Source organism: Geodermatophilus arenarius, assembly GCF_042654585.1.
Lineage (GTDB): Bacteria > Actinomycetota > Actinomycetes > Mycobacteriales > Geodermatophilaceae > Geodermatophilus > Geodermatophilus arenarius.
In genome coordinates this window covers 212,103-231,702 of the sequence record NZ_JBHSGR010000002.1, presented here as the reverse complement: position 1 = coordinate 231,702, position 19,600 = coordinate 212,103, and the positions used below count along the sequence as shown (strand labels likewise).

At 78.0% G+C, this 19,600-nt stretch carries 23 protein-coding genes; 5 read left to right on the top strand and 18 right to left on the bottom strand.

Translation table 11 applies throughout. The features are described from left to right. Window positions 1-539 precede the first annotated feature (539 nt). The 4 genes from ACFO3M_RS03680 to ACFO3M_RS03665 form a co-directional block, all read right to left on the bottom strand. Window positions 540-1,409 carry an RNA polymerase sigma-70 factor gene (locus ACFO3M_RS03680; protein ID WP_387986481.1) on the bottom strand — a complete coding sequence of 290 codons (870 nt, stop codon included), beginning with the start codon at window positions 1,407-1,409 and terminating at the stop codon, window positions 540-542. Beyond that, window positions 1,406-1,999 (bottom strand): carboxymuconolactone decarboxylase family protein, encoded by a 594-nt coding sequence (locus tag ACFO3M_RS03675; protein ID WP_387986479.1) that lies wholly within the window; start codon window positions 1,997-1,999, stop codon window positions 1,406-1,408. The genes ACFO3M_RS03680 and ACFO3M_RS03675 overlap by 4 nt, the downstream gene beginning before the upstream one ends. Before the next feature lie 94 nt (window positions 2,000-2,093). Then, a complete protein-coding gene (locus ACFO3M_RS03670) occupies window positions 2,094-2,585 on the bottom strand; it encodes a hypothetical protein (RefSeq protein ID WP_387986476.1) in 492 nt (163 codons plus the stop codon). 76 nt (window positions 2,586-2,661) lie between these two features. Continuing rightward, window positions 2,662-3,660: an LLM class flavin-dependent oxidoreductase gene (locus ACFO3M_RS03665; protein WP_387986473.1), complete on the bottom strand. Its 999-nt coding sequence runs from the start codon at window positions 3,658-3,660 to the stop codon at window positions 2,662-2,664. Between the two features lie 111 nt (window positions 3,661-3,771). Between ACFO3M_RS03665 and ACFO3M_RS03660 the strand changes: the two genes are divergently transcribed. From ACFO3M_RS03660 to ACFO3M_RS03650, 3 genes are all read left to right on the top strand, one after another. Continuing rightward, a complete protein-coding gene (locus tag ACFO3M_RS03660; protein WP_387986471.1) occupies window positions 3,772-6,624 on the top strand; it encodes an AfsR/SARP family transcriptional regulator in 2,853 nt (950 codons plus the stop codon). Window positions 6,625-6,723: 99 nt separating this feature from the next. Then, window positions 6,724-7,557, top strand: a complete 834-nt coding sequence (locus tag ACFO3M_RS03655; RefSeq protein ID WP_387986468.1) for a class I SAM-dependent methyltransferase — start codon at window positions 6,724-6,726, stop codon at window positions 7,555-7,557. 61 nt (window positions 7,558-7,618) lie between these two features. After that, complete coding sequence (locus ACFO3M_RS03650) at window positions 7,619-8,674, top strand: DUF2855 family protein (RefSeq protein ID WP_387986466.1); 1,056 nt, start codon at window positions 7,619-7,621, stop codon at window positions 8,672-8,674. Between the two features lie 22 nt (window positions 8,675-8,696). On the opposite strand, the gene ACFO3M_RS03645 is transcribed toward ACFO3M_RS03650, so the two are convergent. The 5 genes from ACFO3M_RS03645 to ACFO3M_RS03625 form a co-directional block, all read right to left on the bottom strand. Then, entirely contained in the window at window positions 8,697-9,023 is a 327-nt protein-coding gene (locus ACFO3M_RS03645) for a hypothetical protein (protein ID WP_387986463.1), read from the bottom strand. Further along, entirely contained in the window at window positions 9,020-9,328 is a 309-nt protein-coding gene (locus tag ACFO3M_RS03640; protein ID WP_387986462.1) for a hypothetical protein, read from the bottom strand. Before ACFO3M_RS03640 ends, ACFO3M_RS03645 begins: the two co-directional genes overlap by 4 nt. A 203-nt stretch (window positions 9,329-9,531) precedes the next feature. Further along, window positions 9,532-9,978: a YdeI/OmpD-associated family protein gene (locus tag ACFO3M_RS03635; protein WP_387986459.1), complete on the bottom strand. Its 447-nt coding sequence runs from the start codon at window positions 9,976-9,978 to the stop codon at window positions 9,532-9,534. 42 nt (window positions 9,979-10,020) lie between these two features. Continuing rightward, window positions 10,021-10,524, bottom strand: coding sequence for an inorganic diphosphatase (locus tag ACFO3M_RS03630; RefSeq protein WP_387986457.1), 504 nt, complete (start codon window positions 10,522-10,524; stop codon window positions 10,021-10,023). A gap of 68 nt (window positions 10,525-10,592) precedes the next feature. Continuing rightward, a complete protein-coding gene (locus tag ACFO3M_RS03625) occupies window positions 10,593-10,805 on the bottom strand; it encodes a response regulator transcription factor (protein ID WP_387986454.1) in 213 nt (70 codons plus the stop codon). Window positions 10,806-10,859: 54 nt separating this feature from the next. Between ACFO3M_RS03625 and ACFO3M_RS03620 the strand changes: the two genes are divergently transcribed. Beyond that, window positions 10,860-11,720, top strand: coding sequence for an SRPBCC family protein (locus tag ACFO3M_RS03620; protein WP_387986452.1), 861 nt, complete (start codon window positions 10,860-10,862; stop codon window positions 11,718-11,720). On the opposite strand, the gene ACFO3M_RS03615 is transcribed toward ACFO3M_RS03620, so the two are convergent. The 7 genes from ACFO3M_RS03615 to ACFO3M_RS03585 all read right to left on the bottom strand — a co-directional run bounded on the left by ACFO3M_RS03615 (window position 11,721) and on the right by ACFO3M_RS03585 (window position 17,706). Beyond that, window positions 11,721-12,830: a winged helix DNA-binding domain-containing protein gene (locus tag ACFO3M_RS03615; protein WP_387986450.1), complete on the bottom strand. Its 1,110-nt coding sequence runs from the start codon at window positions 12,828-12,830 to the stop codon at window positions 11,721-11,723. 31 nt (window positions 12,831-12,861) lie between these two features. Continuing rightward, a complete protein-coding gene (locus ACFO3M_RS03610; RefSeq protein WP_387986448.1) occupies window positions 12,862-13,197 on the bottom strand; it encodes a hypothetical protein in 336 nt (111 codons plus the stop codon). A 61-nt stretch (window positions 13,198-13,258) separates the two neighbouring features. Next, the gene (gene dhaM / locus ACFO3M_RS03605; protein ID WP_387986445.1) at window positions 13,259-13,666 is read right to left on the bottom strand and encodes a dihydroxyacetone kinase phosphoryl donor subunit DhaM; all 408 of its coding nucleotides are present in this window, start codon (window positions 13,664-13,666) and stop codon (window positions 13,259-13,261) included. Beyond that, window positions 13,663-14,295, bottom strand: coding sequence for a dihydroxyacetone kinase subunit DhaL (dhaL, locus tag ACFO3M_RS03600; protein WP_387986443.1), 633 nt, complete (start codon window positions 14,293-14,295; stop codon window positions 13,663-13,665). Before dhaL ends, dhaM begins: the two co-directional genes overlap by 4 nt. Window positions 14,296-14,297: 2 nt before the next feature. Continuing rightward, window positions 14,298-15,296 (bottom strand): dihydroxyacetone kinase subunit DhaK, encoded by a 999-nt coding sequence (gene dhaK / locus ACFO3M_RS03595; protein ID WP_387986441.1) that lies wholly within the window; start codon window positions 15,294-15,296, stop codon window positions 14,298-14,300. 131 nt (window positions 15,297-15,427) lie between these two features. Continuing rightward, window positions 15,428-16,741: a PRC-barrel domain-containing protein gene (locus ACFO3M_RS03590; RefSeq protein ID WP_387986439.1), complete on the bottom strand. Its 1,314-nt coding sequence runs from the start codon at window positions 16,739-16,741 to the stop codon at window positions 15,428-15,430. 125 nt (window positions 16,742-16,866) lie between these two features. Further along, window positions 16,867-17,706 (bottom strand): alpha/beta hydrolase, encoded by an 840-nt coding sequence (locus ACFO3M_RS03585; protein ID WP_387986437.1) that lies wholly within the window; start codon window positions 17,704-17,706, stop codon window positions 16,867-16,869. Window positions 17,707-17,931: 225 nt separating this feature from the next. Here ACFO3M_RS03585 and ACFO3M_RS03580 point away from each other — a divergent pair, with 225 nt between their 5' ends. After that, the gene (locus ACFO3M_RS03580) at window positions 17,932-18,897 is read left to right on the top strand and encodes a helix-turn-helix domain-containing protein (protein ID WP_387986434.1); all 966 of its coding nucleotides are present in this window, start codon (window positions 17,932-17,934) and stop codon (window positions 18,895-18,897) included. 61 nt (window positions 18,898-18,958) lie between these two features. Here ACFO3M_RS03580 and ACFO3M_RS03575 read toward each other — a convergent pair whose 3' ends face one another. Together ACFO3M_RS03575 and ACFO3M_RS03570 are read right to left on the bottom strand one after the other, a co-directional pair. After that, complete coding sequence (locus tag ACFO3M_RS03575; protein WP_387986432.1) at window positions 18,959-19,351, bottom strand: DUF1761 domain-containing protein; 393 nt, start codon at window positions 19,349-19,351, stop codon at window positions 18,959-18,961. Further along, window positions 19,348-19,542, bottom strand: coding sequence for a DUF1905 domain-containing protein (locus ACFO3M_RS03570; RefSeq protein WP_387986429.1), 195 nt, complete (start codon window positions 19,540-19,542; stop codon window positions 19,348-19,350). The genes ACFO3M_RS03575 and ACFO3M_RS03570 overlap by 4 nt, the downstream gene beginning before the upstream one ends. Window positions 19,543-19,600 lie beyond the last annotated feature (58 nt).

The following is a 19,600-nucleotide window of genomic DNA, read 5'->3' as shown; positions in this document are numbered from 1 at the left end:
GGCGTCCCCGCTGGGACGTCGCATCGGGGGTGTCATGCTGCTCGAGTTCACCGGCCGGCGGAGCGGGCGTCGGATCAGGGTCCCGGTGAACCTCCACCTGGTCGACGGCGTCCTCACGGCGTCCACGGACGCGCCCTGGCGGTTCGACTTCGACGGGGGCGCGCCCGTCACCGTCCGGCACCGTGGTCGCGTCCACGAGACCACGGGCACGCTGGTGCCGACGACGCCGGACGAGAGGGGCCGGGCCGTCCGCGAGTCCCTGGACCACGGCGGGTCAGCGCAGCGGATGGGGATCAGGACGCCGCGCGGGCACCGGCCGACGGCCGCCGAGCTCGCGGGCCCGGGACCGGTGTCGGGCACCTCGGTGATCAGGTTCGACTCCACCCCGCTGCCGGGCCGCGGTTGGCCCGGCTCGCGGGCCCGGTGCAGCAGCCTGACCGCCGCCGGGTCGGCCGCCGCGCACCGGGCGGACGGTGCGCCGGGCCGCCCGACGGATCGTCGTCACGCCGGCCGGGCGGCTCGGCCGAGGACGGGCGCCGTCACCGCCGGAGGTCGGCGGGCTCGTCGAGCCGGCCGAGCTTGTGCGGGTTGCGCATCGCGTACAGCCGGCTGATCCGGCCGTCCTCGACGACGACGGTGATCGCCGTGTCGAACTCGCCGCCCGGGTCGATCCGCAGGGCCACCGCGCCGTTGACGAGCGGCGTGGTGATCTCCACGCCGGGCACGAGGTCGGCGAACCGGGACAGCGCCCGGGCCAGCCGTTCCCGGCCCGCGATCGGGCGCAGGACGGCCGGCGCCAGGCCCCCGCCGTCGGCGACCGCGACGACGTCGGGTGCGAGCACGTCCATGAGGCCCTGCAGGTCGCCGGCGGTGAGCGCGGCGAGGAACCGGTCGACGACCCGCTGCTGCTCGGCGCGGCTGACCGTCGTCCGCGGACGGCGCGCGGCCACGTGCTCCCGCGCCCGGTGCGCGATCTGCCGCACCGCGGCGGCCGACCGGCCCACCGCCTCGGCGATCTCGTCGTAGGGCACGTCGAACACCTCGTGCAGCACGAGGACCGCGCGCTCGGTCGGTGCCAGGGTCTCCAGCACGGTGAGCACCGCGATCGACACGCTCTCCGCCAGCTCGACGTCCTCGGCGACGTCCGGGCTGGTCAGCAGCGGCTCGGGCAGCCACTCGCCGACGTACTCCTCGCGGCGGCGGGCCACGGTGCGCAGCCGGTTGAGCGCCTGGCGGGTGACGATCCGCACCAGGTAGGCCCGCGGGTCGCGCACCGCGGCCCGGTCCGCCTCCGCCCACCGCAGCCAGGTCTCCTGCACCACGTCGTCAGCGTCGGCGGCGGAGCCGAGCATCTCGTAGGCGACGGTGAACAGCAGGCCGCGGTGGGCGACGAAGGGGTCCTCGGTCATGCCGTGGCGACGCCGTCCCGCGACGGGGCCGCCAGTGGCGGCAGGCCGCAGGACGCCGAGAACTCCTGCGACCGGATGCCGAGGGCGACGTTGCTGCGCGTGCTGGAGTTCATGAAGGCGATCCTGGCGGTCAGCTCCACCAGCGCGGCCGGTCCCAGCTCGTCCAGCAGGGCGGCCGACAGCTCGTCGGTCACGGCCGGCGGGGTCCGGCTCATCGCCTCGGCGTACTCCATGACCCGCCGCTCCAGCGGGGTGAAGACGGCGGACTCCCGCCAGCGCGGCACCTCCCGCACCCTGGCCTCGTCGAGCCCGCGGTCGTTCGCCAGGAAGTGGTGCAGGTCCAGGCAGAAGCCGCAGCCGATGGTGGCGGCCGCGGACATGGCCGCGAAAGTCGCGAGGTGCGGGTCCAGCCGGTTCCAGGAGTCGACCCTGCGGCCGAAGGCCATCGAGTCCTTGAGCACCGCCGGGTGGTGCCACATGACGCCGGCGCCCTCGGGCACCTGGCCGAGCACCCGGCGGCTCATCGTCTTCAGCAGGGCCCCGTACAGGCCGGTGATCTCGGTCGCGGGGACCCGGGTGCCGCTCGCCATGTCTCCTCCAGGGTGTGCGGTGGCGTCGACATGGAGACACCGGCCGCGCCCCGCGTGTGACACCCCGGAGGAGACGGGGCGAGCAGCCTCCCGGCTACTGGCCCGACTTGGCGGGCGGGATCAGCGGGTCCGGCACCGGGCCGGCCGTCCCCCCGGTGGTCCGCGTGTCCGCGGCCGGGGTGGTCGGCGTCTCGACGTCGGCGTCCTCGAGGACGAACGCCTCCGCGACCGTCGGCGGGGTCGGGGGGACCACCGCGTCGGCGTTGCTGCCCGCGGCCACCGTCCCGGCATCGACGGTGCCACCGACGGTGCCGCCCACCGTGCCACCCACCGTGCCGCTGCCCGTGCCGCCGCCCGTGCCGCCGCCCGTGCCGCCGCCCCCGGACGCCTGCGCGGTGAGCTTGTCGATGCCGCCCTGCAGCGGGGCGGGCGCGGCCTCGCGGGCCCTCTCGAGGGTCTGCTGCACCTCCGGCCGGCCCAGCAGGTCCCGTGCCGTCTTCGCGATCTGCTCGTACCGCTCGCGCCCGGCACGCGCGCCCAGCACGAAGCCGACCCCGAGGCCCAGTCCCAACGACAGCTTGCCCATGTCTCTCCTCCAGTCGCTCGGTGGTTCTGCCGCCGCTACCCAGGAGGAGACGGGCCAACCCGTCCCGGCGGGCCGCTCACGCCGGCACGGGCACCCGCCGCGGGCTGAGTGCCTCGAGCGCGGCGTCCAGCTCGGCCACCGGCCGCCCCGGCGGCAGGACGACGACGGGCAGCTCGGCACCGGCCCCGCGCCAGGCGTCGAGCGTCGCCGCCGCGCTGCCGGCGTCGCCGTGCAGCAGCAGCTCGTCGACCAGCACCTCCGCCCCCGCGGGCACCTCCCCGGGCCGGGCGGCCGGCACCGCGTCGACGGCGGTGCCGAGACCGGCGCGGCGCATCGTCCGCGGGTAGAGGGGGCCCATCGCCGTCAGGTAGGTGGTCAGCCACCACGACGCCGTCGCCCGCGCGACCGCCGGGTCGTCGGCCACCGCCACCGGGATGCCGGGGCTGACCAGCGGCACCGGCCGCCCCGCGCCCGCCGCGCCCTCCCGCAGCAGGGCGCGCCCCGCCGCCAGGCCGGACCGGGGGAGCAGGAACGGGTACCAGGCGTCGGCCACCTCCCCGGCCAGCCGCACGGCCTCCGGCCCGAGCGCGGCCAGGTGCACCGGGAGGCGCGGCCGCGGCGGCACGGCCAGCCGCAGCGGCCGCTGCCCGCCCGGCCGCGACGGCGTCACGCGCTCGCCGGCCAGCAGCGCCCGCACCTGCCGGGTGACCGCGCCGAGGCGGGCGACCGGCGCGGTGAACGGCTCGTCGTGCAGGCCCTCGGCGAGCTGCGGCGAGCCCGCGCCCAGGCCGAGGACGAACCGGCCGCCGGAGAGGGTGTCCAGCGACGACGCGAGCATCGCCAGGTGCGCGGGGCTGCGCCCCCACACGTTCAGGACACCGGTGCCGAGCCGGATCCGCCGGGTCCGCGTGGCGATCGCGGCGAGCAGGACCGGCGCGTCGTGCGCCCAGCCCTCGGCCAGCAGGAACGCCTCGTACCCCAGCTCCTCGGCGCGGTCGGCGAGGTGCAGGACGACGTCGGGACGGGTCTCCATCGGGGTCACGCCGACGGCGAGCCGCCGGGCCGGTGCGGTCATGGTGCTGCCCTCCTCGTGCGGGCCGGGAGCGGGTCCGCGTCTGGTCGCGCTCCCGGGGCCGCCACTAGGGTCGGCCGCGCCCGTTGCAGTCCGCTTGCAGGCGAGGCAGCGATGACCGGTGCGACGCACCTGCACTTCCGGGTCCTGGGCCCGCTGCAGGTCGAGGACGGCTCGGGACCGGTCGCCGTCGGCGGGCACAAGCCGCGCACCCTGCTCGCGGCGCTGCTGGTCGCCCGCGGCGAGGTGGTGCCCGCCGACCGGCTGCTCGCCGCGGTGTGGGGCGACGCGCCGCCCGACGGCGCGGTCACGGCGCTGCGCGCCTACGTCTCCCGGCTGCGCGGCGTCCTCGGCGACGCCGCCCCGCTCCGGCACCGCCCGCCCGGCTACTGCCTGGAGCTCGACGGCGCGACGCTGGACGCCGTCGAGTTCGAGCAGCGCGTCCGCACCGCCCGGGCGGCCGCGGCCGCGGGCGACCCCGCGCGGGCGCTGGCCGACCTCGACACCGCGCTGGCGCTGTGGCGGGGCGACGCGCTCGCCGAGTTCGCCGACGACGACTTCGCCGGCGCGGAGGCCGCCCGGCTGACCGAGCTGCGCACCGGCGCCGCGGCCGACCGCGCCGACGCGCTGGTGGAGCTCGGCCGCGCCGCCGAGGCGGTGCCCGAGCTCGAGGCGCTGGTGCGCCGGCACCCGACGTGGGAGCGGCCGGCGGTGGCGCTCATGCGGGCGCGGTACGCCACCGGGCACCAGGCCGACGCGCTCGCCGCCTTCCACGAGCTGCGCACCCGCCTCGACGACGAGCTGGGGGTGGAGCCCGCCGCGCCGGCCCGGGAGCTGTACCGGCGGATCCTCGTGCACGACCCCGCGCTCGCCGCGCGGCCGCCGCCGGGCAACCTGCCCCGCCGGGCCAGCGGGTTCGTCGGCCGGGAGTCCGAGGTCGCCCGGGTGCTGGAGGCGCTGCGGGCCGGCCCGCTGGTGACGCTGACCGGCGTCGGCGGGACGGGGAAGTCCCGGCTCGCGGTGGAGGTCGCCGCCCGGGACCGCGCGCGGTTCGACGACGGCGTGTGGCTGTGCGAGCTCGCCGCCCTGCCCGACGGCAGCCCGGTCGGGGACGCCGTCGCAGCGGCGCTGCGCATCCGGCAGCGGTCGGGGCTGTCGGTCGAGGAGACCGTGCTCGACTACCTGCGCGGGCGGTCGCTGCTGCTCGTCGTCGACAACTGCGAGCACGTGCTGCCGCACGCCGCGGCGCTCGTCGCCGAGGTCGTCCAGCGCTGCCCGCGCGTGGTGGTGCTCGCGACCAGCCGGGAGCCGCTCGGGGTCGACGGCGAGCAGGTGTGGCCGGTGCCGCCGCTGCCGCTCGCGGACGCCACCGCGCTGTTCGTCCAGCGCGCCCGCGCCGCGACACCGGACTTCCGGCTGGACCCCGCGGCCGCCGACGCCGTCGCCGCCATCTGCAGCCGCGTCGACGGCCTGCCGCTGGGCATCGAGCTGGCCGCGGCCCGGATGCGGGTGATGAGCCCGGGCGAGGTGGCCGCCCGGCTGGAGGACGCCCCGCTGCTCGGTGGCGGGCGCGGGCCGGTGCCCCGGCACCAGAGCCTCGTGGCCGCGATCGAGTGGTCCTACCGGCTGCTGCCCGAGGACGAGCAGCGGCTGTTCCGCGGCATGTCGGCGTTCGCCGGCGGAGCCGACCTGCGCGCCGTCCACGCCGTCGCCGACCCCGCCGCCACCGAGGACGACGTCCTCGACCGGCTGACCCGCCTGGTGGACCGGTCCATGGTGGTGGCCCGCAGCGGGGTGCACAGCCGCTACGGACTGCTGGAGACCCTGCGGGCCTACGGCCGGGCGCAGGCCGGGGCCGCGGGCGAGTCCGCGGAGCTGGCCCGGCGGCACGTCGCCCACCACGTCGACTACGCCGAGCGGGCCGGCGCGGGGCTGCAGGGACCGGACGAGCGGGCGTGGGCGGAGGAGGCCCTCGGCGTCTACGACGACCTGCGCGCCGCGTTCACCCGCGCCGCCGCCGACCGGGAGTGGGACCTCGCCGTGCGGCTGGTCTCGGCCGTGCCCGAGCTGGTGCACCTGCGGGTCGGCTACGAGGCCTACGCCTGGGCCGAGCAGCTGCTGCCCGTCGTGGACCCCGGCCACCCGCTCTACCCGGCCGCCGTCGGCGCCGCCGCCCGGGGCGCGTGGAACCGCGGCGACTTCGCGCGCGCCCGGGCCACGGCCCGCCTGGCCGGAGGGCGGCTGCCGCTGCCCGGCACCGCCCGCATCGCCTACCCGGGCGACGTGCTCGCCGACGTCGCGCTCTACGAGGGCGACGTCGGCACCGCGCTGGCCCACTATGCGGCCGAGGCGGAGCGGGCCCGGGCCGACGGCGACCGGATCCGGCTGGTGTGGACGCTCTACTACGTCGCCGTGTGCCAGGCGGTCCGCCGCCGGCCGGAGGAGGGGCTGGCCGCCGCCCGGGAGAGCCTCGACGTCGCCGAGGCCACCGCCAACCCGACGGCGCAGTCGATGGGCCGCTACGCCCTCGGCCTGGTGCTCAAGAAGTCCGACCCCGACCGGGCGCTGGCGCTGTTCGACGAGGCCGGCGCGCTGGCCGCGGCCGTGCACAACTTCTGGTGGCACGGCATCGCGCTGATGGAGGCGGCCGCGACCCGGGCGGTGCACGGCGACCCGGCGGCGGCCGCCCGCGCGCTGCTCGCCGTCATCGACCACTGGGACCGGGTCGGCGACTCGACGCAGCAGTGGCTGGACCTGCGCTACGTGGCCCGGCTGCTGCAGCGGGTGGGCGCGGAGGCGGACGCCGCGGCCCTGCACGCCTGCCTGGTGGCGGCGGGCAAGCCGTCCCCGCTCGGCCCGCCCGCCGAGGGCGCACCCACCGGCGACCCCCGCGCCGCGGAGGCGGCGGCCGTCGCGCAGGCCCGCGCCGCACTCGGCCGGGTCGCCGCCGGGCAGGCCGGTGCATGACCGCTGCATCCGCGGTGCACGCGGTCTGCAACCCGCCGGCACCAGCGTCGTCGGCACACCGCGGGGACGTCCCCCGCACGACGACGAGGAGCACTCCCGATGACCGACACCATCGACGCGACCGCCGACCGCGCGCTCAAGGCGAAGCACCGGGCGATGTGGGCGCTGGGCGACTACCCCTCCGTGGCCCGGGACCTCATCCCCGAGCTGGGCCGGGTCCTGGTCGCCGCCACCGGCGTGGGCCCCGGGGACCGGGTGCTGGACGTCGCGGCCGGCAGCGGCAACGCCGCCGTGCCCGCGGCGCTGACCGGCGCCGAGGTCGTGGCCTCGGACCTCACGCCGGAGCTGTTCCCGGCCGGCCGCGCGTTCGCCGCGCGCGAGGGCGCCGAGGTGACGTGGGAGGAGGGCGACGCCGAGGCCCTGCCCTACCCGGACGCGAGCTTCGACGTCGTCCTCTCCTGCGTCGGCGTGATGTTCGCGCCGCACCACCGGCAGGCCGCCGACGAGCTGGTGCGGGTGTGCCGCCCCGGCGGGCGGATCGGGCTCGTCAGCTGGACGCCGGAGGGCTTCGTCGGCGAGATGTTCCGGACGATGAAGCCCTACGCGCCCCCGCCGCCGCCCGGCGCGCAGCCGCCGCCACTGTGGGGCGACGAGCGGCACGTCCGCGACCTGCTCGGCGACCGCGTCACCGACGTCGTCGCCCGCCGGCAGACCGTGACGGTCGGCGGCTACCCGTCGCCGGAGGCGTGGCGGGACTCGTGGAAGACGGTCTACGGGCCGACGATCGCGACCTACCGCAACGTCGGCGACGACCCCGAGCGGGTCGCCGCGCTCGACCACGACCTCGCCGCGCTGGCCGCCCGGTACGACCGCGGCACCGACGGGATCGTCCTCGACTGGGAGTACCTGCTGCTCACCGCGCGCCGCGCGTGAGACCACCCGGCCGGCGCCGGGGGATCCCGGCGCCGGCCCGGCACGAGAGGGGAGGGACGACGTGGTCGACGTCCTCGTCCGGCGCGACGACCCGCGGACCGTGCGCTGCGACCCGGGGGAGCCGCCGCGGACCGGGGTGCCGCAGGGCTCGGTGCAGTTCGCCGTCGAGCGCTTCGGGCTGACCGCGAACAACCTCACCTACGCCGTCCTGGGCGACGCCTGGCGGTACTGGGACCACTTCCCCGCGCCGGAGGGCTGGGGCCGGGTCCCGGTCTGGGGCTTCGGCCGGGCCACGGCCTCCGGCGTCGACGGCGTCGCGGCGGGGGACCGCTTCTTCGGCTTCTGGCCGATGTCGAGCCGGGTCACCCTCGAGGTGGCGGCGGGCCCGGGCGGCCTGGCCGACCGCTCGGCCGCCCGCGCCTCCCTCGCCCGGGTCTACGGCCGCTACGCCCGCGCCCTGCCCGAGACGGGCTTCCCGCCCGGGCTCGACGACGTCGCGGCGGTGCTGCGGCCGCTGTTCCAGACCGGGTGGCTGCTCGCCGACCGCGTGGCCCGCGAGGGAGCCGGGGTGGTGGTCCTGACGTCGGCGTCGAGCCGCACCGCCGTGTGCACCGCGGCGGCGGTCCGCGCGCACGGGGACCCGCCGGAGCTGGTCGGGCTGACGTCGTCCCGGCACGCCGCGGCCACGGCGGCGCTCGGCCTCTACGACCGGGTCCTGACCTACGAGGAGGTCGGCGCCCTGCCCGCGGACCGCGGCGCCGTGCTGGTCGACCTCGCCGGCGACCCGGACCTGCGCGCGGCGGTGCACCGCCGCACCGCGGGCGTCCTGCGGGCCTCGGTCGTGGTCGGCGCGACGCACTGGACGCGGGCGTCGTTCGCGAGCAGCGGCCTGCCCGGGCCCGAGCCGGAGGTGTTCTCCGCGCCGGCCGCGGCGGCCGCCCTGGACCCGTCGTCCGCCCGCCGGATCGCGGCCGCGTGGCCGGACTTCGCCGCGACCCGGGCGCCCGGGCTGCTGACCGTCGAGCACCGCACCGGGGCGCAGGCGGTCACCGAGGCGTGGGCGGCGCTGCTGGACGGCGACGTCGACCCGCGCCGCGGGCTGGTCCTCTCGCTCTGAGGCCTCAGCCCGGCTCGGCGCCTCAGCCCGGCTCGGCGCCTCGGCCAGGCTCCTCCGTCGTCCCCGGCTCCGGTGGGCGGGGCGCCGACGCCCGCTGCCCCTGCAGCTGCCGGCCGAGCTCGTCCCGCACGCGGTACAGCTCGGCCAGCACCTGCCCCCGCGCGGTGTCGCCGAGGGCGGCCGCCGCGTTCCGCAGCGCCGGGCCGTGGTCGCGCCAGTAGGCACCGACCGCCCGCGCCACCTCCCCGGGGTCGGCCCGGTCCCGGCCGGCCCGCCGGAGCAGCTCCTGGAGCCGCTCCAGCTCCGCCGCGGCGGCCGCCGCGGGCTCGGGGTCCCGGGGGCCGGTCACGCCGCCGCCTGCTGCGCGACCGGCGCGGTGCCGCCGCCTCCGCCGCCGCCCCCGCCGATGCCCTCGAGCAGGCGGATGAGCGCGTCGATGAGCTCCTGCAGCAGGTTGCCCAGGACGCCGCCGAGGTCGACGCCGTCGAGCAGCCCGGCGATCGCGCACAGCAGGTTGCCCAGCAGGTTGCCCGGGCCGGGGATCGCCTCGACGTCGAGCACCACCTCGTTGAGGTGCACGTGCAGGCCCAGCAGGTTCAGGTCCAGCGGCCCGAGGTTCAGGTCGAGGATCGGGCAGGGGGTGGGTTGCGTCATCGGGAGCACCTCGGCTCTGAGGAACTGCCGCCGGTGCGGCAGGTGCCCGACGCAGGGCGCGCGCACAGTGTGGGAGCGCCCGGGCCGGCCCGGAAGGCACCCGGTCCGCCGCCCGGAGCGGGCCGGGTGTGCCCGTCACCGTGCGCGCTCGACCGCCAGCCCTTGGTGAGACGAGATCGTCCGTAAAGGGGTGCGGCGGGGCCTCAGCCGGAGACGGCGTCCACCACGGCGCTCACCCGGCGGGCGCGGGTCTCGGGCCTCTTCGCGTCGGCCACCGACCGCGCGTGCTCCTTGCGGGAGGTGTACGACAGCCGGTCGAAGGCCTCCCGCACGCCCGCCGCGGCCAGCGCCTCGGCCAGGTCCGGCGGCACCTCGACGGTGCGCTCGGCCCGGTCGAGGGCGACGACGACGTCGACGGTGTCGCCTATGGCCACCCCGAGGGCGGCCCGGCGCTCCTTGCTCAGCCCGATGAGGTTCTCGCCGCCCATCCGCGCGACCCGGCCCTCCACGGTCACCGTGCCGACGGTGACCCGGACGGGGAACGCCTTGGCGCCCCCGCCGAGGCCGGCGACCTGCTCGTCGGTCAGCACGACGGCGGCCGCCGGGCCGCGCGGTGCGAGGGTGGTGGTCAGCCGCAGCTCCTCGGTCACCGGGTCACCCTGGCGTCCCGGCGGTCGCGGCGGAAGCCCCTGTCATCCCCTCGGCCCACCGGCGGCCCGCTCGGCGAACCGCCGCTGCGCGTCCTCCAGCGCCGCGACGGCCTGGGCCCGGCGCTCCCACCCGCGGGTCTCGGCGGACTTCTCCGGCGTCAGCGCCTCGTAGATCTCGAAGAAGTGCCAGATCTCCGCGACCTGGTGGATGGGGACGTCCTCGAGCTCCTGCAGGTGCTCCATCCGCGGGTCGCTCGCCGGCACGCACAGCAGCTTCGCGTCCGGGCCGCGCTCGTCGTGCACCCAGAACACGGCGATGACCCGGGCGCGCACGAGGCAGCCGGGGAAGGTCGGCTCGCCGAGCAGCAGCAGGGCGTCGATCGGCTCGCCGTCCTCGGCGAGGGTGTCCGGGACGAACCCGTAGTCGCCGGGGTAGCCGGTGGCGGTGAACAGCATCCGGAGCAGCCGGATGCGGCCGAGCCGGTGGTCGTACTCGTACCTGTTCCGCGAGCCCTTGGGGATCTCGACGATCACGTCGGCTTCCACGGGCACCCTCCTCCGGCCGGACCGCGAGGAGACACTGGCCCAGGACCCGCTCCCCGGCAACCCGGCGGTCAGCGCAGGGGGACGAGGCCCGACTCGTAGGCGGCGATGACGGCCTGCGTCCGGTCCCGGGCGCCGAGCTTGCGCAGCAGGCTGCTGACGTGGGTCTTCACCGTCTGCAGGCCCAGGTACAGCTCGCCGGCGATCTCGCCGTTGGACCGCCCGCGCGCCACCAGCAGCAGGACCTCCGCCCGCCCGGTGGGACGCGTGACCCGTTTGACCACGGGTGGTCCAGGTCACACCCGTCGGGCAGCGTCCCGAGACGGAGGAGGTCGGCGATGACCACCAGGGTGGAGAAGTCGATCCAGGTCGACGTGCCGGTCCGCACGGCGTACGACCAGTGGACCCAGTTCGAGGACTTCCCGCGCTTCATGGGCGGGGTCGAGGAGGTCCGCCAGCTCGACGACCGGCGCCTGCACTGGGTGGCCGAGATCGCGGGCGTCCGGCGGGAGTGGGAGGCGTCCGTCCTCGAGCAGGAGCCGGACCGGAAGGTCGCCTGGGCCGCCACCAGCGGGGCCACCAACGCCGGCGCGGTCCGCTTCGAGCCCGCCGGGCCCGACTCGACGGTCGTGTACCTGGAGCTGGAGTACGAGCCCGAGGGCGTCGTCGAGCAGGTCGGCGACAAGCTCGGCATCGTGGAGCGGCAGGTCCGGTCCGACCTGGAGCGGTTCAAGGCGCTCGTCGAGAGCCAGGGCCACGCCACCGGGGCCTGGCGCGGCTCGATCGGCGAGGGGCTCGACGTCGGCACGCCCACCGCGGAGACCGCTCACGGGTCGCGCGGGGACAGCGGCAAGGCGGGCGTGTCCGGAACGGCCGTCGCGGCCGGGGTCGCCGCGGTGGCCGGAGCGGCGGCCGCCGGCGTGGCCGCGGCCACCGCGGGCTCGTCGGGCTCGTCGGGCCCGTCGGGCTCGTCGGAGGGCGGGCAGCAGGAGGTCGGGACGGAGACCCCGGAGGGCGTCGTCCAGTCACCGGAGGTCACCCAGGTCGAGCAGCCGCCGCCGGATGCCGTCGTCCGGGACGACGTGCTCGTCCCGGAGTCCCACCCCGAGGGCTACACCGCCGGGCCGTCCACGGAGGGCGTCGAGCGGGGCGTCCGTGACGACGGCGACGACCCGATGATCGGGGGCGGCAGCCGCTGATCACCGGGTCACCTCGGCCGGTCCCGGTACGCCGTCGCCGAGGAAGGCGGCGAGGGCGGTGCCCTCGGCCTCGACGTCGTCCCGCTCGGCCGGCGTGAGCCGCCGCAGCGGCTGCACGGTCACCGCCACGCCGCCGTCGTCCCGGTCGCGGGTCGTCCAGGTGGCGGCCACGGTGCCGTCGACCAGGACGAAGCGGGCTCCGGTCACGCTCAGGCCGCGGTGCTCGTCGGCGATCAGGCGGGACCGGTCGTCGTAGCCGAGGACCGCGTTGTCGAACGCGGGCAGGAAGCGCACCGGCGCGGGCTCGTCGCGGTCGGGGAGGAGGCCGTCGGGGACGTCGAGCAGCTCGCGGCCGCGCTCGTCGCGGGAGGTCCGCAGTCGCGGCCGCAGCCGGGCGACCACCGCCGGGAGGCCGCCCAGTCCGCTCCAGGACCGCAGGTCCGCGGTCGCCGCCGGCCCGTACGCGCGCAGGTAGCGCAGCACCAGGTCGTCGAGGACGTCGTCGGGCGGCCCGTCCTCGACGTCGCGCCCCAGCCAGGCGCGCACCGTGGTGTTCCGGGCGGGGGCGCGCTGCCGCCACAGTCCGCGCGGCGGGACCTGCACCAGCGGCACCAGGCTGGACAGCGCGTCGCCGAGGTCGCGGGCCGCGGCGTCCGGCCAGCGGTCGCCGACCAGCCGGCCGACCTCGGACAGCAGCCGCGGCGCCTCGGCGAACCGCGGTTCCCCGGCCGCGGCGAGCTCGCCGAACTCCACGCCGGGCAGCCGGCGCCCGAGGGTGCCGCGCGCCCGGGCGACGAGCATCGACCGGTGCACCGGCCGCAGGCGCAGGCAGTCCCCGGCGGTGACCAGGTGCAGCGTCCGGCGCATGAGCAGCGTGCGGACGACGCGGCGCGACTCCAGCAGGTCGTCGAGCCCGGCCGGCCGGAACGCCGTCAGCCGCGACCACAGCCCGACGAAGGGCTCCTGCGGCTCCTGCGCCTGCAGGCCGACCAGGTGGCCGACCGCGTCGAGGACGCCGCGCCCGTCCCGCCGGAGCAGCAGCTGCCGGGCGAGCGTGGCGCGGCCGAGCGCGCGCCGGTCGAGCACCTCGGCTCCCCGGCGCGCGCCCACCCCCGCTGTCTACCGCGGGGGACCGACGGGATCAGGCGGCCAGCGGGTGGTGGTGGCAGCGGCCGCCGCTGGTGGCGCGGGCGGCGCAGGGTGCGCCGGCCCTCGTGACGCCGCCGGTGTCGCCGCAGCGGGCCGGCCGGGCGGCGGGCTGCTCGACGACCTGCTCGGCGGGCAGCGCCGGGCGGGGGAAGGGGAGGACGACGGCGTCCCGCGTCCGGGCCGGCGCGGCCGGCTCGACGGCGGTGTCGACCCCGGTGTGGACGAGGGGAGCCGGGACCGGGCGGCCGGCGCGGCGGTGCAGCGCGGACGCGGCGGTCAGGCCGGCGGTGAAGGCGGCGAGTGCGGTGGCGACGTGGCTGGCGCGCATGCCCGGCTCATCGGCCGGCGGCGTCCCCGTGGGAAGGCCGCCGTCCCGTGCGTCCCAGCCGTCACGCCAGGTGCGCCTGCTTGGGCGCCAGCCCCCGCTCGGCCTCGGCGGCGACCTGCTCGCGGGAGGCACCGGTCGACGCCAGCACGACCGCGCCGACCAGCCCCTCCACCAGCGGCGCGGGGGAGAGGGTCACCCGCGACCGGACGTCGTCGTCGAGGAACTCCAGCGCGGTCTCGGCCGAGAGCACCGCGCTGCCGAGGTCCATGAGCACGACGACGCCGTCACCGGAGTCGGCCTGCCCGACCGCGTCGGCCACCGCGGCGGCGTCGGTGCCGAGCCCGCCGTCCTCGGTGCCCGCGGCGACCGCGATCGCCAGCTCCCGCCCGGGCAGCATCTGCCGCGCGAGCTCGACGGCGGCGTCGGCCAGCGCCCGGCTGTGCGAGACGACGACGAGGCCGACGCTCACGAGCGTCCCAGGGTCGCCGCGGCGGCCTCGACCAGCAGCGCCGTCGACGTCGCCCCCGGGTCCTGGTGCCCGGCGCTGCGCTCGCCGAGGTAGCTGGCCCGGCCCTTGCGGGCGACCATCGGCACGGTCGCGTCCCGGCCCTGCGCCGCCGCGTCCGCCGCCGCGGCGAGCGCGTCGGCCAGCGGCTTGCCCGCCTCCACCGCGGCGTCGAGGGCGTCGCAGGCCGGGCCGAGCGCGTCGACCATCGTCTTGTCGCCGGGCTCGGCCCTGCCCCGGGCGACCACGCCGTCCAGGCCCGCGCGCAGCGCCCGCGCGAACGCGGCGTCGTCGAGGTCGCCGTCGCCGGCCGCGCCGGCCATCCGCAGGAACAGCGTGCCGTACAGCGGGCCGCTGGCCCCGCCGACCTTGCTCACCAGGGTGGCGCCGGTCTTCTTGAGCAGCGCCGCGGCGTCGGCCGGCGGCGACTCGTCCAGCGTGGCGACGACGGCGGTCATGCCGCGGTCCATGTTGGCGCCGTGGTCGGCGTCGCCGATGGCCGCGTCGAGCGCGGTCAGCCGGTCCCGCTGCTCGTGCACGGACTCCGCGAACCGGCGCAGCCAGGCGGTGAGGTCCTCCGTGCCCACCGCCATGCTCAGGCCCCCCACCGCAGGCCCGGGGTGACCACCGGCGCGTCCCACAGCCGCAGCATCTCGTCGTCGGCCTGCAGGAGGGTGACCGAGCAGCCGGCCATCTCCAGGCTGGTCATGTACGGCCCGACCAGCGACCGGGCGATCCCGATCCCCGCCTTCTCCAGGATCGCGGCCACCTCGGCGTAGACCACGTACAGCTCGATGAGCGGGGTGCCGCCCATGCCGTTGACGAAGCAGATGACGCCGTCGGTGTACCTCCGGTCGGCGAGGATCGGCTCGACCAGCATCGCGGCGACCTCGCGGGCGGGAGCCAGCGGCACCCGGCGCCGGCCGGGCTCGCCGTGGATGCCGATGCCGATCTCCATCTCGTCCTCGCCGAGGGAGAAGGTCGGCGTCCCGGCGGCGGGCACGGTGCAGGAGGTGAGCGCCATGCCCATGCTGCGGCCGGCGTCGTCGACCCGCTTGGCCAGGTCGGCCACCTCGATCAGCGGCCTGCCCTCCTCGGCGGCGGCGCCGACGATCTTCTCCAGCAGCACCGTGGTGCCCACGCCGCGGCGGCCGGCGGTGTAGAGGCTGTCGGTGACGGCGACGTCGTCGTCGACGACGACGGTGGCCACCTCGATGCCGCTCTCGGCGGCGACCAGCTCGGCGGCCATCTCGAAGTTCATGACGTCGCCGGTGTAGTTCTTCACGATGTGCAGCACGCCGGCGCCGCTGTAGACGCCCGCGGTGGCCGCCTGCATCTGGTCGGGCACCGGCGAGGTGAAGACCTCCCCGGCGCAGGCGGCGTCGAGCATGCCGCGGCCGACGAAGCCGCCGTGCATGGGCTCGTGGCCGGAGCCGCCGCCCGAGACGATGCCGACCTTGCCCTGCACGGGCGCGTCGCGGCGGAACACCACCCGGTTCTCGTGGTCGACCCGGAGCAGGTCCGGGTGCGCCAGCTCCATGCCGCGGAGGGCGTCGGATACGACGTCGGACGGGTCGTTGATGAGCTTCTTCATCGTGCACCTGACCTCGGGGGAGTCGAGCAGGGACCGTCCCGGAGGCTAGGGCTCATGTGATCCGCGGCACAACGAGGCGGTGCCCCCGGGTGCAGGACGGAGCCTGCACCCGGGGGCACCGGGACGACGGGTCAGCCCCGGCCGGTGACGCGCGCGGCGGCCTGCTGGATCTGCCCGTAGTCGCCGTAGCGGGCGCCGACGACGTAGCCGGTGCCCAGGCCGGCCCCGAGCGAGGTGAGGCGGGCGACGCGCCGACCCCGCTTCCGGATGCGGTGGCCGACCTCGGCGACCTCCTCGGGCACCGCCTCGACCGCGCCACCGACCCTGGCGGCCGCGCGGAGGGCGGCCTGCCCGATCTCGGCGCCGGCCTCGGTGGCCCGGGAGACCACCGTGGACGTGAGCTCCGGGAGGGCGTCGAGGGCCTGCTTCGCGGCCTCCGCACCGACGCTGGCGCCGGTCTGCAGCGCCTGGCCCGTGGTGGCCAGCAGGGGAGCGGCCGCCGCGGCGCCGGTCCGGGTCACTTCGCCGACGCGCTGGGCGGCGGTCGCCAGGACGGGCCCGGCCGCGGACGCGCCGCCGCGGGCGGCCTCGCCGACACCGCGGGCGGCCTCGCTGACGAGGTGCGCGGCGTTGGCCAGGACGGGCCCGGCCGCGGACGCGCCGCCGCGGGCGGCCTCCCGCACCGACGAGGCGGCGTCGGTGACCACCGGGACGGCCGCGGCCACGAGGTGCTCCACCCGCGCCCGTCCGACCGCCGGCACCGCCCGGGCCTGCCGGGCGGCCTTCCGCCCGGTCCGCCGGGCGGCCTTGCCCCCGCGGCGGGCGCGGCGGGACACCGTGGCGGCCGGCTGCCGGCGCCGCCGCAGCACCGCGAACAGCAGCCCGCCGAGCGCCCGCAGCGCGGCCAGCCCGCCCGCGGCCCCGCCGGCGCGGGCGGCCAGCGACCGGCCCTGGGGCTCGTCGGCGCGGCCGAAGTCCTCGTCGCCGGGCTGGGCCACCGGTGGCGGGGGCGGGAGCTCCTCGTCGGCGTCCGGGGTGGGCAGGGGCGCCACCTCCTCGCCGGACACCGCCACGGCAGTGGTCGCCGGCGGCTCCGCGTCGGGCGCCGGCAGCAGGGTCTCGGAGGTCTCGGTGCTCGCCTCGATGCCGTAGTGCCGGTACAGCGCGGACTCCTGCTCGGTGGTCAGCTCGCGGCTGTCGCCGAAGCGCGGGGCGCCGTCGACCAGCCCGCGGTCGACCACCACCTGCACCCGGTCGCCCTCGCCGGTGGCGTCGAACAGCGGGACGACGACGGTCGTGCCGGCCATGTCCGCGTACAGCCACTCCGGCCGGCCGGTTCCCTCGTCGGCGAGCAGGTGCGTCACCGTGCCGATCTCCGCGCCGTGCCGGTCGACCACCGTCCTGCCGACCCAGTCGACAACTGAGTCCCGTTCGGGCAGTGCCATGGTCGCCTCCCCACTTCTCGGGGCCGGGCCGGGGTGGCCCGGCGCTGCCGTCCGGGCGGCCCTACCCCGCTGGTCGCGGCCCCACCCGTGCCGATCACGGGAGGTCGCGGAGGCCGGTCCGGACCTCAGCGGACGCCCTCCACCGGCTCGGGGGACGGCGCGCCGACGCCGTGGCGGGCGAGGAAGTCCAGGGCGGCGCCGGCCACCTCCGCCCAGCCGGAGTCGGCGGCGAGGGAGTGGCCGCGGTCGGGGAAGGTGAGCAGCTCGGTGACGCCGGTGCCGTGCCGCCGCTGGATGCGGTACGCGGCGCGGACGCCGGCGGCCGGCACGGTGCGGTCCAGCCCGGCGGCCACGAGCAGCACCGGCCCGCGCTCCCGCCGGGTCTCGACGGCGGCCTCGCTGCGCGGCGTGAACGCGGCGGACCCCGCCTGGAACAGCGGCCGCGCGGGGGAGGGGATCGCGTACGCGTCCCAGAGACGGTCGGCCTCCTCGCGCGGCACCGCGCTGGCGAAGGCGCGCGCCCAGCTGTCCCGCGTGTGCGCCCAGGTGCCCGTCCGCAGACCGGGGCGCGAGAGCACCGGCCAGGCCGTGCGCAGCTGCGCCGGCGGCAGCACCAGGTTGCCGCGGAACTGCGCGGGCGAGAGCGCCACGCAGGCGCGGGTCAGGCCCATCCCGTGCAGCTTCTGCGCGACCAGCCCGCCGAACGAGTGGCCCACCACCACCGGTGCCGCGGGCAGCCCCGCGATGACGTCGGCGTGGTGCTGCGTGACGTCGCCGATGCCCACGCCGGCGACCGCCCCAGGGTGCGCCCGCGCCTCCTCGGCGGTGGCCGGCTCGCCCGGCCAGCCCGGCGCGACTGGGTCGTAGCCGCGGGCGGCGAACAGCTCCAGCCACGGCGCCCAGCTGCTCGCGTGCAGCCAGAGGCCGTGCACGAAGACGACGGGGACGGGGGCGGCAGCGGTCACGGTGGTCCTCCGGGAGCGGGGTGCGGCCACCCGACCGGGCCGCGGACGCCGCGGACGCTAGGGGCGCACCCGCGACGGCGGCTGTGCCCTGCGTGACCGGTGCCGGACCCAGGCTGCCGAGCCCGCCGGGGCGACGGCCTTCCGCCGCCTCCCGCTCCCGGCCAGGATCGGCCCAGGCGACGACGCCGACCTGCCCGCCGACCCGCTGCCGACCCTGGAGGCCCCGTGGCCACCCTCGTCGACACCGACGCCCTCGCCGCCGCCGACCGCCGTCCCGCCCGGGTGGCCGACCTGCTCGAGGCGACGATGTCCTCGCGGATCCGCTTCCCCGACCCCTCGGCGCCCGCCCGTGCCCGCCTCGACGGCTGGGACCTGGCGGGTGTCTCGGTGCTGCGGCTGGACCTGACCGGCGAGGTGACCCTGCTGCGCACCGCCCGCCACGCGCGCGCCGACTCGGAGCCGGTGCTCTCCCTCGCCGTGCAGGAGGCCGGCACCGCCCGGCAGGAGCAGTTCGGCTCCCGCCGGCTGGTGGCCGCCGGCGAGCTGTCGTTCAGCGAGGTGTCGTCGCCCTACGAGTACGCCTGGTCCGGGCGGGGCGTGTGCCGGGCGCTGCGCATCCCGGCCGCCTCCCTCGGCCTGCCGATCGACACCGTCCGGCGGGCCCTGCCGGTCGCCGCGCGCAGCCCTCTCCACGGCCTGGTGCGCGCGCACGTCACCCGGCTGACCCGCGACGTCGCGCTGCTGGCCGCGGAGCCGCTGGTGCACTCGCTGGCGTCGGCGACGGTCGACCTGGCCCGCGCGCTGCTGGCCTCGGCCGCCGACGGCGCCCGCGGTGCCGACGACGTGCTCGGCGAGACACTGCCGGCCCGGGTGCGCGGCTACGTGCGCCGGCACCTGACCGAGCCGGACCTGGACGCCGAGCGCATCGCGCGGGCGCACGCGGTGTCGGTGCGGCAGCTGTACCGGATCTGCGCCGCGGCCGGGTTCAGCCTCGAGCAGGAGGTCATCGCGCAGCGGCTGGAGGGCGCCCGGGCCGAGCTGGCCCGGCCGGGCGACCGCTCGATCGCCGCGGTCGCCCGGCGCTGGGGCTTCACCGACGCCTCCTACTTCGCCCGCCGGTTCCGGGCGGGGTACGGCGTCAGCCCGCGGGAGTGGCGGGACCGCTCACGGGCGGGGGCCGCCGCCGGCTGACCGCGGGCGGGTGCGCCGGCGCCGCACCCCGGGCGCCGGAACGCGGCCCGGGCGCACCCGCTCAGCCGTCGCGGCCGACGACGGCGGAGACCAGCAGCAGCTTGACCAGCCAGTCGCCGGCGTGGATCGCGGCCTGCTGCCAGGGCACCTTCTCGTGGACGACCGAGCCGGTGAGCAGGACCAGCGGGAACGCCGCCCACAGCCCGGCGCCGAGCGTGAGCGCCGAGCGCGGGCCGCGGGCCGGCAGCCGGTCGGCGAGCACCGACACCGCGGCCGCCACCACCCCGCTGCGCGCCAGCTCCACCGGCGCGACCGCCGCCGGGGACGGGCCGGGCTGCGCGTAGGCCTCGTCGAGGCGGGCCAGCCGCTCGCCGAAGGCCGTGTACCAGGCCGAGCTCGCCACGAACGCGGCCGCGGACGCGACCGCGACCCGCCCCGGCGACACCGCGCTCACCGGGTCCCGATCCGCTCGAGCAGGTGCACCTCGACCTCGTCGCCGGCCTGCTTCCCGATGGCCCGCCGGATCGCCGCGGCCACCGGCAGCTCGCGCGTGCCGAACACCCGCACCGACTCTGGCCACACCAGGCAGGTCCACCCGCCGGGTGCCGGGCCCCTCCGCAGGGTCGCCCTGAACCGCTCGTCCACCGTCCGCCTCCTCGCCGTGGGGTGCAGGGGAGACCGCCGCCGGCCCCCGCACTCATCG